Source organism: Methanofollis sp. W23, from assembly GCF_017875325.1.
Classification (GTDB): Archaea; Halobacteriota; Methanomicrobia; order Methanomicrobiales; family Methanofollaceae; genus Methanofollis.
The window spans coordinates 2,459,618-2,472,310 of the sequence record NZ_JAGGMN010000001.1; the positions used below are offsets into that span (position 1 = coordinate 2,459,618).

Here is a 12,693-nt window from a genome sequence, read left to right on the forward strand (position 1 = left end):
ATGTATGTCCTCTGCGCACCATGCGTCCTTGATCCTACACTCCGTGCCGACGGGATCACCAGACCTGCAGACCTCGAAGCCTTCAGAAAAGTTTTGGAGCGCTGTCGGCGCTTCGGGATCGAGGTCGTCCCCCTCCCTTGTCCCGAGACCGCCTACCTGGGGCGCCCCCGCCCTCCAGGTACTTTTGTGGAACATCTCGACACTCCAGGCTTCCGCGCCGTCCTGGACCGGATGGAGGAGGAGGTGAGGGAGGGCATTGCCGCGCGTGGCCCCCCCCTCTGTATCGTCGGTGTCGATTCGTCTCCGTGCTGTGGGGTGAACCAGACCTGGTACGATACGCGGGTTCCCGGGCGCGGCGCCTTCCTCTCACGATTTCCTGAGATCGAGGCGATCGATGTCTACGACTTCGCGCGCTACCGCATTTACTTCGCCGCCCCCCTCTTCAATGAGGCCGAACGAGCGTTCAACCGGGAGGTCCGCGCCCTCCTTGAGGAGCACCACTATGAGGTCTATCTTCCGCAGGAGGTGGGGGACGACGGGGCGAGCCGCGACCTGGGCGACCGCCGGCAGATCTTTGAGACCCATGTGGAGGCGCTCAGGGAGGTCGATGCTGTCGTCGCGGTCATCGACGGCGCAGACGCAGACTCGGGCACATCCTGGGAGATGGGATATGCGGCCGGGCTTGGCATTCCGGTCGTGGCCCTGCGGACCGATTTCAGGAGGGTCGGTCCCTGTGAGTATGTCAACCTGATGCTTGAGGAGTCGGCCGAGGTGGTGACCGACACCGCCGACCTGGTGGCGACGGTGCGGCGTGTCCTGGTCTCAGGCGTCCGCGATGAGGGTGAGAAGTCTTGCCCGCTCTGAGAGGGCGTCTGCGCCCGTGTCCGGTTCTCCCGCGTCGAGTCCGAGAGAGGTGGCGGCAGCGGCATAGGCCCTGAGTGCGGCCGGAACCCCTGCCTGGTGTTCGATGAGTCGTTCTCCTGCATTGATGAGTTCTGCAGCGGTTCTATCCTCGGGTGCAGGGGTGGGTACTTCTTCTTTTGCTGCCCTGAGCGCCTTCTCTTGCTGGTAGGTCTCGTCTGTCGGGACAAGGCGTGCGGCTTCTCGTGCGGCCTCGGCCGCCCCTTTGGTATCGTCGAGGGCCGCTCTGACCTGAGAGAGGCGGTGCCAGATGGTCGGATCCTTGGGGGCGACCTTGAGGGCCTGCTCGAGGAGAGAGGCGGCGCGCTCATGTTCGTCCCGGTCGGCGGCCAGGATCCCCATGTTCCTGAGCACCCGCCCCCGTACTGATGCGGGTGGGGTCGCCTTCAGGGCACGGCGATAGCAGGTATTCGCCTCTTTCTGGAAGCCAAGGTCGGCGAGGACGGTGCCGACACCGAGATAGAAGAGGCTGCGCCTGCCCTCATGGGTGGGAAGATCGCTGTACTTCTCGATCTCGGTGAGGACCTCCACGTCTTGATGGGAAGCGGCATGGTGCACCGCCGGGTACAGCACCATGGCAAGGTCGGCGCCCTGCCTGACTCCCTCTTCTATCGCATCCTTGATCAGTTCGGCGCCTTTTTTCCCGCCGATGAGGAGGCTGAGGTGAACAGAGGCGTAGAGATCGTCGGGCCGCTCCGTGAGCACCTCCTCAAGGAGGGTGCGCGCCTTCTCTGGTGAACCATAGAAGCGGTGGGCGATCCCGGTATTTCTCAGGAGGTCGATGTCCCTGGAGAGAGAGAGCGCCTCTTCAAAATATGCGATCGCCTGGTCGAACTGGAAGGTCTGGAGAAGTGCCGCCCCCTTCCCAAAAGAGTCGAGGTATTTCCGTTTCGTCTCGATCTCTGAGAGTCCTTCGCGGTCAAAGGTGCCGTCTGGCCTGGCGTACTGGTCCATCGAGAAGAGCCTCTCGAGCGAGGCGTCCATGGCTTTGCCGGTATCATCAAGGCTCAGCACCCTGGTCAGCACCGCGTACTCTTCTTCAAATTGTCCGGTCCGCCTGAGGGCTGAGGCGACTGCCCAGAGGAGTGGGGCGGCCTGTGCTGGAGGGAGGTCTTCGGCGGTCTTGATGGCGGTGGAGATGGCAATTTCAGCTTTTTCGATATTTCCGTCCAGGAAACAGGTCTCCCCGACATCTTTTTCCGCAAGGCCAAGGAGATAGGGGTCGGGATCGGGGTCTGCATCCAGGACGAGAAAGGCCTTCTCTGCACATCTGACCGCGTTCTCGGTCTCGTCCTCATCTCTGAAGATCACCGCGAGGTTGGTGTAGGCGGCGTGGAGGTGGGGCGCCTCCTTGTCATGAAGGAGGATGTAGGCATAGATAGTCCTGGCCTCCTCATGGAAACCGTGTCTGAATATATCGGCGGCATCTTCGAGGAGGGTCTCGTAGTCGTCGAAGAGGGTGACGAAGTCGTCCAGGGTCTCTTCATCGATGGAAAATGGATATGTGGTATTGAGAAGTGCGACCTGATCCTCTGTTTTCATCCCGATAAACCAGAAGAGGGCGATGCTTGCGGCTGCATCATTGACAAATTTTTCAAATGATGCTGGATTGCCTGCGGCTACTGTTTCCCCAAGTTCATCCCTGAGGGCGGTAAAGGTGAACGAGGCTGTTTTAAGTTCGGCCGGGATGATCTGGGTCGCCGGAAAGTCTGTGAAAGGGGCCTCAAAGTAGAGGTCGGACCATTTGACCAGAGAAGTTATGGCCGCCTTCTCCTGCTGTTCCCAGCACCTGATTCCAGGCAATCTTCCGGAGGGGATGGGGGGAGCGAGATACCCATCGTCGGTCCAGGTACCTGCGGCAAGGATGGTCTCGGTCTTCTGGGCACCGTGGAGGTCTCCTTTTTTGAGCTCCCAGAGATATTGCTGCCAGAAATAATCGATCCTGTCTTCTCCGGTGAATTTGGGGCTGTCTTCGGTGATCACCCTGGAAAGTGCAGTTTTAAATTTGTTCTTTGCCTCTTCATCTGCATATGCTGCAGTGGCGACATGGGCGGCAAAGCCGATGTCACGTCTCCGCCTGATCAGGAAGAGGTGAAGAAGGGCGGACTCCCCGGGGTCTGCCTCTCTCTCTTCCCAGAGTGTGGTCCAGATATATTCCCAGAAGAAGTTGCGTAATATCGTGGTCTCCATCTCGTCGTACCTCTTTCCTGTGTCTTTGGGGCGTAAAGAAAGATACTCGTATTGATCTGGAGATCTCATGGGGTTGTGATGGGGTGCGTTGCAGAATTTTTGTTTCAGAGCACATCTTAAAACCCTCCTGGGGTGAACATCGCCTTGAACTGGAGTCTTTCCTTCCTGGAGTGCTACGCCATATCCTCCATCGGGGGCGTACCACTCCCTTGACCCCCCAGTGATGAGGATTGGCGAGGGATCGCAGGCTGTCTTCACGATCGTCGCTCTACCTTCCTATTCCAATCGCCATCCCGGGGGTCAGGGGGCGCTTCCCCCAGTGTACGCGTGTGGGAAGGCGTGGTGATCAAGCGTGCCGCCTCCACTCGTTGAATCGTTCCTGGAATCTTGTACTGGGGGTTGCACTCCTGGACCCCTCACAAAGAAGAGAGGTTGGGGCGACAATGGAATTAGGTCTCCAAAAGTTCTCCTGTCTTGAAAAGAGAGGGGTCACATGACGAAAATTTTCTCCTGGATGCGTGAGGTGTGTTCTCACCTCATGAGCGATTCTACAGAGCTCTGATCTCATCAGATCACTCGGACCCCTCATTGAGTTACTCTGTTCTTGTCCATCCCTCTGCCCATCGGTCAGGTGGTGGAGGATTTCAATACCGAAAGAACAAGAGACCTGATGTGCTCAGAATAAAGTCTGGTAGGAGTGGGAATACAGGGGATCTTTCCCCTGTTCCGATAAGGAGTGTACGTGTATGTTGCACAGGTGGGAGGTGTTTTTCCTCCCGCCAGATGAATGTTGACGTTTATTGAGAGGTGGTAGCCTGCAGGCGCCTCTGTGTGTCGTGGTGCCTTTTGAGTTAGGTGGTAGTGGTGCCTGCTACTCTGTGTTCCTGTCTGTTGCTGCCGCCCGGTCAGGACTTCCCCGTGTCCGACTGGGCACCGGCGATCACTATGTTGATTGGAGAACTATATTAATCTGTCGTTTATTGCATGGCATTGTCGGTAGCGATGTGGCCTCCCTCAATGCCATCTCATCAGCGAAACCGATAAGTACTGGCCCGTGGCAGATTAAGTATGATATGAACCCCTATCCTGAAGAGATCACCCGGATCCTGGACCGACTGAAAGCAAATCCACGAGGAATGTCGGTCAGTGATCTCTCCAGGGACCTTGGGGTCAATAGAAACACCGTCTCCAGATACCTTGATATGCTCCTCATCGCCGGGGAAGTGGAGATGCACGCCTATGGCAAGGCAAAAGTCTTCTATCTCTCCCAACGCATTCCCCTCCCTGCGGTGATCAATCTCTCGGCAGATGGTGTCTTTGTTCTCAACCGGGATCTTGTGGTCGTCCAGGCCAATGATCGAATTCTTGAGATCGTTCAGGCTTCACGGGATGAAGTGGTCGGAAAATCGCTGGGTGAATCCCGTCTCTCCGCCTTTGATCATCCCCTGATAAGGGAACGTATCGAGGCCGCGCTCGATGGGCAGGACATCGTCGAGGAGGTCAGATTTCTCAAGGCCGACGGTGAACTCTTCTTCAAGATGAAGATCCTTTCGACTGTCTTCAATGACGGGAGTCCTGGGATCACGATCCTTCTTGAGGATGTTACCGAGCAGAAACGCTCTGAAGAAGCGCTTCGAGAAGGTGAAGCAAAGTTCAGGGCGCTTGTCGAGGACATCAATGACATCATCTGGAATATCGATGAGACCTGGACCTTTGTCTATGTCAGTCCCAAATGTTTTGATCTCCTTGGATATGCCCCTGAAGAAGTAGAAGGGCGCAATATTATGGACTTTGTCCCTCCTGCAGAGCGCGAGAAGGTCGAAAAACGCCTTCATGAACATATCGATTCAGAAAAATCCTTTTCCCTTGTATCGATCCCGATGATGCACAGGAACGGGAACAGGGTGGTATTTGAAGCAAGTGGCACCCCGAATTTTGATGAGATCGGATGTTTTGCCGGCTACCGGATGGTCGCCAGGGATGTCACTGGGCGGCAGCAGGCAGAACGGCGGGTGCGTGGATGGAAGTCGTTTCTTCATTCGATCGTTCAGAATATCCCTGACATGGTCTTTGTCAAAGAAGTCGGGGGCGGCACCTATGTCTTCTTCAACCAGGCGGCAGAGGAGTTTGCCGGAGGGCGCCTGGAAGAGTTCGCCGGGAAGAGGGACGAAGAAATCTTTCCGCCCCATCTTGTACCCTTCATGTCCTGCGGTGAAGAGGAGGTGCGCACACGGATGCTCCCGTACGACTGCCCTGAGACTGCGATCTCTCTCAGGGAAGGGGAAAAACACTTCCTTCAGGCCAAAAAGATCCCGATCACCGGCGGAGACGGGGGGTTGAAGTACATCCTCTCCATCATCTGCGACATCACCACCCATGTCAGGGCCGACATCCTCCTGCGCGAACAGCGCGACCTTGCCCTTGCCCTGGGTTCGGCCACCGATCTCGTCGACGCCCTCTCCCTCTGCCTCAGAACCTCGCTGCGGGTCTCAGGGATGGAAGTGGGTGCGGTCTTTTCCTTTGACGAGGCGAGCGGCGACCTCGTGCTTGTCGATGCATCGGGCTTCTCAAATAAATTCTCAGAGTCGATGGCCAGGATCCCTGCTGGTCCGGCGGTGAACTGTCTTGTCGGAGGGGGGATGGTCTCGTCCAGTGCGGGAGTGGTGCTCGCGTCCGTCGACCCTGTCCTCCATCCCTTTGCTGATGAATCACTTGCGATCGTGGCCTCCAGACCGATCATGTGGTCTGGCCGCCCGGTTGCGGTGCTTGTCGTGGCCTCGTGCCATCATACCGCAGTCCCTGACTATGCCAACCATGCCCTCGAGACTGTCGCTGCCCAGGTGAACAATGTGATCGGCCGCATCCGTGCCCAGGAGCGGGTGCGGAAGGAACGTGACCGGGCCGAGCGCTACCTTGAGGTGGCTGGAGTGATGATCGCGGTGATCGAGACCGACGGGACGATCGAGCGGATGAACCGGATGGGGTGCCGGATCCTCGGATACCGTGAAGATGAACTCGTGGGAAAGAATTGGTTTGCGACCCTGGTCCCCTCCTCTCTCAGGGAGAGGTTTGAAGGAAATTTCAAGAAACTGATGGAAGGTGTGGTTGTCCCTCCCGAGGAAGAGACCACTCCGGTCGTCACCAGGGATGGAGATACGGTGGACGTCCTCTGGCACAACACCATTGTGCGGGATGAGAAAGGGCATATCATCGGGCTTGTCTCTTCAGGGAATGTCGCCACCACCCCCTAAGTGTATATGGGTCAGAGGCGATATTTCTCTATGACGCGACCCTCTGACCCGCTTCTTCTCTCTCCCGAAGAAATTAAAAAACAGGAGATCTTTTTTTCGTCTCCACGAGTGCCGAGGCGACTGGAACGGTTGATAGAAGAATATATCGGCAGGAAAACCGGGAAGGCATGGGACGATAGGGTCGTCCTCGATCGGATCAGGGCGGCGGTCATCGCCCAGAAGGGGCGGTACTGGGCGCGGGGGAGAGACCGGAAGATCTCATATGAAAAAGGCTATGACGTCCTTGCGTATCTTGGCTATCACGCCCCGGTTTACCTGGTCCAGACTGAACTCCTCCTCCACCGCCTCGTGAAAAACGGGCTTCTCCCCCGCCACTTGAGGGTGCTTGACGTGGGATGTGGTCCAGGCGTCGTCTCGGCTGCGGTCGTGGACTATTTTGGAAGACTTGATGGACCGACTGCCGAGGTCGCCGCTCTTGACCTTTCAGAGGAGAACCTTGAGGCCTACACCGCGATCGTCGGGCCCTATGCTGAACACAAAGGCGTGGTCTCGGTCAATGAACCGCTCCTGGCTGACCTGCGCCATCCACCCGAAGACGCCCTCTCCGGACAGTTTGACCTGATCGTCTTCTCCAATGTCCTCAACGAACTGCAGGGCCTCGGGCCAGAGGAGAAGGCCGATCTCGTTGCCAGATATGCCGGGCTCCTCTCTTCAGAAGGATCGGTCCTTCTCGTCGAACCCGCCGAGAAGGCGACCTCGACCGGGCTGCGCGAAGTGCAGTGCGCCCTTGTCGAGAAGGAGTTGACTGTCTATGCCCCCTGCACTTATCTTTGGGATGCCCCATGTAAGCCTGAACGTTGCTGGACCTTTGAGGGCGGTCCAGAGGTGAGACCTCCCAGGCTCATGGAGGCCCTTGCCTCCGGCAGAGAAGGGTACCGGTTCAAGAACACCGACATCAAGGTCTCGTATGCGGTGCTACGGACCGACGGTCTGACCCGGTGGGGGACGGTGGCAAGACCGGGCAAAGTGGTCCGTCTTGGAGTTCTTTCTTCCCATGTCGGCCGACAGGTCAACCTCTGTGCCGCCAGGATGTCAGGAGAGATCGGGGACGAAAAACGGCATGTAGTGAAGGTCTGTGACGGCACGACAAAGAAACCGGTCTATGCCGTGCTTCCCGGATATGCCAGGAACAAGGGAAACGAATACCTTCTGGCCGCAGAATATGGAGATCTCCTCCTCTTTAGAAACGCAAAGGTGAAGTACAACAAGGATGAAGACACCTATTCGGTGATCGTCGGGAAGAAGACGAAGGTCACCCCTCTTGGGGGAGGAGATATGCCGTGAAGTCCCAGGAATGGAAACTTGCCCTCTTTCTCGTGGTCATTGCGGTGGCCGGGGTCTTTGCCTCCTCTTCTTTTATTGAAACCTTTGGCAATCCAGGGGGAGACAGATCACTCTATCAGGTCTCGACCATTGGTGCCCTCCTCGAAGGAGTGTATGACGGTGAGACCGAGATCGGCACCCTGCTGGAGAACGGCGACACCGGGATCGGTACTCTCAACGCCCTTGACGGTGAATTGATCATTCTGGACGGCAGGGTCTGGCAGGTGCGCGGCGACGGGTCGGTGCATGCCGTCGACCCTTCGATGAAGACCCCCTATGCGACGGTCACCTGCTTCACTCCGGACATCTCCCTTGACCTCGCCGGCCCCCTCGACCTCCCCGCCCTTGAGGAGGCGATCAAGGACGCCATGCCCTCAGAAAATCTCCCCTGCGCCGTGCAGATAAAGGGTACTTTTGTCAACCTCACGGCCAGGAGTGTAGACCGGCAGGAGATCCCCTATCCCCCACTTGTCGAAGCGACTGCAGACCAGCATCTGTTTTCTTTTGGTCGGACAGAGGGGACGGCAGTTGGTTTTTATTTCCCTTCCTATCTTGAAGGGGTGGGTGTACCAGGATTTCATCTTCATTTCTTGGCCGATGACCGGAGCGGTGGGGGCCACCTTCTCGGGTGCACGGCAGAGCGCGTAAGGGTCCAGATCCACAGCACGCCACAATTTGACCTTAATCTCCCTTCAAATGGTCCATTTCTTGAGATTGGCCTTTCAGGAGATCGGAGCGAAGATATTAATGCCTCAGAGAAGGGTCGATAGCCTGGCCCTTATTCAATCCTTATTTCGCGATTAGGGCAAGAGAGTATAATTTTATCGATATATCCGCTCAAAAATGTGTCGGGGGCGGCGAATGATGAGTTTGATCGGTTTTTTTGCCAAAATTTTAGGAATGTAGAGATATAATTTTGTGGCTCAATCTCGGGTTATATTCGTGAAAAATGATAATTATGCGCCAATACGGTTGATTTATAGATTCTATGCACTTATTCTCATCGGAAGAGAATAATAGAAATATTACCAATTCCAATCTTTCAATCCGATGAAAAAAACGGTAGGGAGAGTCCTTGGGGTGCTCGCATTTTTAGCACTCGTTTTTGCCCCCATAGACCAGACCGTACTCCCGACGTCGGCAAAATATGTCGCCGCCGTCACACTTCTGATGATCATCTGGTGGATCACCGAAGCTGTACCTCTTGAGGCCACCGCTCTCCTCCCGGTCGTGCTCTTTCCTGCACTGGGTGTCCTTACCCCGACGGAGGCGACGGCACCCTATGCCGACAAAGTCATTTTCCTCTTTATGGGCGGGTTTATCATCGCAATGTCGATGCAACGATGGGGTCTCCACCGCAGGATCGCTCTCAACATCATCAAAGTAGTTGGAACAAGCCCGAGACGACTGATCCTCGGGTTCATGATCGCGACCGCCTTCCTCTCGATGTGGATCTCCAACACTGCCACCGCGATGATGATGATCCCGATCGCGATCGCGATCATCACCACCATCATCCCCAATGCCAGCACCCTCCTCAAGGACATGTCCCCCCAGCAGCGGGATTTCTCCGAGGCCATCGTCATCTCCATCGCTTATGCGGCGAACATCGGGGGGATCGCCACCCTCATCGGCACTCCACCCAACGGCATCTTCGCCGCCCAGATGAAGGCTCTCTTCCCTGCCGCCCCGGCGATCGACTTCTTCTCCTGGATGAAGTTCGGGATCCCGCTGGCCATGATCCTGATCCCGATCACCTGGCTCTGGCTCACCTACGGTTCGTACCGTCACCTCCCAAAGAAGGTGGCCCATGCCGAGGACATCATCGACCACCAGATGGAGGATCTCGGCCCTATGAGCCGCGGCGAGCGGTGGACCCTGATGGTCTTTGTCCTCACCGCCTTTGCCTGGATCTTTGCGAAGACCAAGTACCTCGGTGACTTCACCATCCCTGGCCTTGACATGATCTTCCCTGGCATCCATGACTCGACGATCGCGATCGCCGGCGCCCTTCTCCTCTTCCTCCTCCCGGTGGACCGGAAGAAAGGGATCTACACGATGGACTGGGAGTGGGCGGTGAAGATCCCGTGGGGGATCCTGATCCTCTTTGGCGGTGGGATCTGTCTCTCTGTCGCCTTCATCAAGAGCGGGCTTGCAAATGTGATCGTCGAGCAGTTCGCGATGTTCGGCGGATTGCCCATCGTCCTCCTGGTCCTGCTCGTCGGGATCGCCGTCTCACTCCTCACTGAGGTGACCTCCAATACGGCGATGGCCTCATTGATGATGCCGATCATGGCGGTGACCTCGGTCTCGATGGGGCTCCATCCCTATGTGCTGATGCTCACCGTGGCCGTCTGTACCTCGATGGCCTTCATGCTCCCGGTCGCCACCCCGCCGAACGCCGTCGCTTATGCCTCGGGGTACATCGACATGAAAGACCTGATGCGTTCAGGCTGGGTGCTCAACTTTATCGGGGTCGGGATCTGGACCTTCTTTATCTTCACGGTCGTGATGGGGGTCCTCGGCTTCACTCCGGCCCTCCCCGACTGGGCGACGATGCCGGTCAAATAAGGGTGAGGTCAGAGGCCGATTCCACCACCACTTCTTTTTGTCCCTGGTACGTCTGGGCCGTCCCGACGATCTCCACAAAGGTCCCTTCTCTCATCTCCGCCCTGGCTGCAACTCTGGCGGGCAGGAAGACTCGCGTCCCATTCACCTCCATGAGGAGGTGGTCGCCGGAGAGGGCGCGCACCTCGGTCACCTCGCCGCGGAGGAGGACGAGGGTGCCGTCCTCCACCTCAGGATGCCAGGGGGTGGCAAAGGCCGCGCTCCCAACCTGATCAAGACCCAGGTGAACCAGGAGAAGAAGGGCTGATATGCCGATCAAAATGATGAGAGCACGTTTTTCCGGGGGGTCAAGCATAGATAATATATAGGGTCGATATATATAAGTGCCCGATACATTCTTATGTTAACGTTGTTAACTATAGACTATGCACCAAACCTCCCTCCCCCCTTCCTCGAGGAAGGTACTCCTGATCCTTGAGGACGGTGGTGCGATGACGCACAAGGATCTCGTCAGGAGTTCGAGCCTTGCACCCCGGACAGTCAGGTATGCCCTGAAGAGACTGAAGGAGAACAACCTCATCATTGAGAAGTTCAACTTCAAGGACGCACGCCAGATCATCTATGAGTGCAAGCCCCAGGAATCTGTTGAGGCTGTCTGAACGCAAAGAATTCTCTTTTTCTCCGGGCCGGAATGCCGGTCAGCGTCTCTTCTCTCTCCATAGATAGAGGATAAAGAACGCAGCGACGATACCGACAGCAAGGACGAGTCTGTGGTCGTCAGTCTTGATCCAGACCGGTTCGCCTGCCGTCCAATCGGCTTCAAAAGCAGTGACAAAGTAGTGGGCGGCCCTGGGATGTTCGATGATGACACCGGCCTCGCGGTTGAAGTCGGCCGAGTTGTCATTCCAGTTGATGCTTGAGATGAGCACGCTGTGGTTGTCGACGATCACTCCCTTCGTGTGGACCTTTACGAACCCTGCGGCGTCGAGATCGATGCATTTCGCTTCAAGCGGGATCCCCTCGGCCCTCGCGACCCCGTTGATCCAGGCCGCCATCTCGTCGTTGTCCTTCTCCCCCTCGATATTGAACCAGGCGGCGTCAAGGAGCACTCGCACCTCCACCCCCTGCCTGGCGACATCGATCGCCGTGGCCAGGAACCTGTTTGGTCCACCTGCAGTGCTGTTTCTGATAGATGCCTGCTCGATGAGGACTCTCTCTTCGGCGCTGGCGATGAAGTCGGTGACCAGGGCGGTCGTTTCAGGTGCGAGGACCGGCGTCACTCGCGCCCCTTCGACGGTCAGCGAGGAGAGGGTGGGGGCATAGTCTCCATGCCCTTCTTCGTCCCTTCCTCTCCCCCCGGTGGGTGCAGGGGCGAGGTCACCCCCTGTGGCGTCCCACTGGTAGACGCTCGTAAAATATGCTGCGATTCCTTCGTCCTCCACCAGGGCTCCCCATCCCCGGTTCCCTCTCGTGCCAGGTGCCGGGACGCCGCTTGGTTTAAAATTCTCGGTGGTGATCAGGACGCTTTCGTTGTCGACGACGGCATATTTCGCATGATTGTAGCGGTACTTTGCATGGGCCTCAGGCGTCGTTGTCATCACCTGAACATCGATCCCGTGTGCGGTGAGGGCCGCCGCGATCGCCTCCTCTTCAGGAGGGATCCCGCCGACCGGTCCGCCCTCAAGGAGAACCGAGACCTCTATGCCCCGGTCTGCAGCCCTGGTAAGCATCGCGGCGATCCCTGGATGAGTGAACTCATAGACATTGACTTCGACCCTCTCTTCCGCGTTCTCAAAAGTACGCTCGAAGACCTCGTAGGCGCAGTCAGGGGAGACGAAGAGGGTGACGGTGACATTCTCGAAGGTCTGGGGAGAGAAGTCGGACTGGCCCAGGAGCCTGGGGTGCGGATCCCAGACGCCGTCTTCCAGAAAATGGACCTGTCCTTCCCTGGCCGCCACATCCCCAGGCCACCGCACCTCCTGAGCAGAGGTCCCCTCGATGAGGAGGGCGATGCTGTCCTCCTTGTTGGCCAGTTTGAACCGTCCGCCCCCATGCATCTCAGGGACGGTCTGGTCGGTGTCCATGACCTCATAGTCAGGGAGATGCCCGTGCGTCAGGAAGAATCCTCTTGCTTCCCTGGCCACGGTCACCCGCCCGTTGACTTTTGATCCGGGGGGAAACCTGAGCGTCCCCTCTCCGTCGGTGACCGCGACCCCGTCAAGACTCCCTGCTCCCTCAAGGACAAAATATTCGTCTGGTTCGTTGGCGCGATAGGGGTCAGGACAGAACTCGACGATCTGTATGGCCACCACCGGCACGGTAAGGAACGCCAGGATGATGAGCAGGAGGAGGGGAGTGGGGGGGCCGCGCCACAGCATGG

General features: G+C 57.4%; 9 protein-coding genes. 6 read left to right on the forward strand and 3 right to left on the reverse strand.

From position 1 onward, the window contains the following. Positions 1-864: a nucleoside 2-deoxyribosyltransferase gene (locus J2129_RS10580; protein ID WP_209630834.1), complete on the forward strand. Its 864-nt coding sequence runs from the start codon at positions 1-3 to the stop codon at positions 862-864. On the opposite strand, the gene J2129_RS10585 is transcribed toward J2129_RS10580, so the two are convergent. Beyond that, positions 823-3,111, reverse strand: a complete 2,289-nt coding sequence (locus J2129_RS10585; RefSeq protein ID WP_209630835.1) for a tetratricopeptide repeat protein — start codon at positions 3,109-3,111, stop codon at positions 823-825. The genes J2129_RS10580 and J2129_RS10585 overlap by 42 nt on opposite strands. Positions 3,112-4,184: 1,073 nt before the next feature. Between J2129_RS10585 and J2129_RS10590 the strand changes: the two genes are divergently transcribed. From J2129_RS10590 to J2129_RS10605, 4 genes are all read left to right on the forward strand, one after another. Beyond that, positions 4,185-6,362 carry a PAS domain S-box protein gene (locus J2129_RS10590; protein WP_209630836.1) on the forward strand — a complete coding sequence of 726 codons (2,178 nt, stop codon included), beginning with the start codon at positions 4,185-4,187 and terminating at the stop codon, positions 6,360-6,362. A 30-nt stretch (positions 6,363-6,392) separates the two neighbouring features. Further along, positions 6,393-7,706 (forward strand): class I SAM-dependent methyltransferase, encoded by a 1,314-nt coding sequence (locus J2129_RS10595; RefSeq protein ID WP_209630837.1) that lies wholly within the window; start codon positions 6,393-6,395, stop codon positions 7,704-7,706. After that, positions 7,703-8,515, forward strand: coding sequence for an acetolactate decarboxylase (budA, locus tag J2129_RS10600; RefSeq protein ID WP_209630838.1), 813 nt, complete (start codon positions 7,703-7,705; stop codon positions 8,513-8,515). The genes J2129_RS10595 and budA overlap by 4 nt, the downstream gene beginning before the upstream one ends. Positions 8,516-8,795: 280 nt before the next feature. Beyond that, complete coding sequence (locus J2129_RS10605) at positions 8,796-10,316, forward strand: SLC13 family permease (RefSeq protein ID WP_209630839.1); 1,521 nt, start codon at positions 8,796-8,798, stop codon at positions 10,314-10,316. On the opposite strand, the gene J2129_RS10610 is transcribed toward J2129_RS10605, so the two are convergent. Further along, entirely contained in the window at positions 10,309-10,632 is a 324-nt protein-coding gene (locus J2129_RS10610; protein WP_209630840.1) for a hypothetical protein, read from the reverse strand. The two genes, J2129_RS10605 and J2129_RS10610, sit on opposite strands and share 8 nt — an antisense overlap. Positions 10,633-10,738: 106 nt before the next feature. Between J2129_RS10610 and J2129_RS10615 the strand changes: the two genes are divergently transcribed. After that, a complete protein-coding gene (locus tag J2129_RS10615; protein WP_209630841.1) occupies positions 10,739-10,972 on the forward strand; it encodes a winged helix-turn-helix transcriptional regulator in 234 nt (77 codons plus the stop codon). A 39-nt stretch (positions 10,973-11,011) separates the two neighbouring features. Here the strand turns inward: J2129_RS10615 and J2129_RS10620 are convergent, their stop codons facing one another. Then, a complete protein-coding gene (locus J2129_RS10620) occupies positions 11,012-12,691 on the reverse strand; it encodes a phospholipase D-like domain-containing protein (RefSeq protein ID WP_209630842.1) in 1,680 nt (559 codons plus the stop codon). Positions 12,692-12,693: the final 2 nt, after the last annotated feature.

Coding starts and splice junctions, on each gene's coding strand:
- J2129_RS10580 (WP_209630834.1), top strand. CDS start 1: ATGTATGTCCTCTGCGCACCATGCGTCCTTGATCCTACACTCCGTGCC.
- J2129_RS10585 (WP_209630835.1), bottom strand. CDS start 3,111: ATGGAGACCACGATATTACGCAACTTCTTCTGGGAATATATCTGGACC.
- J2129_RS10590 (WP_209630836.1), top strand. CDS start 4,185: ATGAACCCCTATCCTGAAGAGATCACCCGGATCCTGGACCGACTGAAA.
- J2129_RS10595 (WP_209630837.1), top strand. CDS start 6,393: ATGACGCGACCCTCTGACCCGCTTCTTCTCTCTCCCGAAGAAATTAAA.
- J2129_RS10605 (WP_209630839.1), top strand. CDS start 8,796: ATGAAAAAAACGGTAGGGAGAGTCCTTGGGGTGCTCGCATTTTTAGCA.
- J2129_RS10615 (WP_209630841.1), top strand. CDS start 10,739: ATGCACCAAACCTCCCTCCCCCCTTCCTCGAGGAAGGTACTCCTGATC.
- J2129_RS10620 (WP_209630842.1), bottom strand. CDS start 12,691: ATGCTGTGGCGCGGCCCCCCCACTCCCCTCCTCCTGCTCATCATCCTG.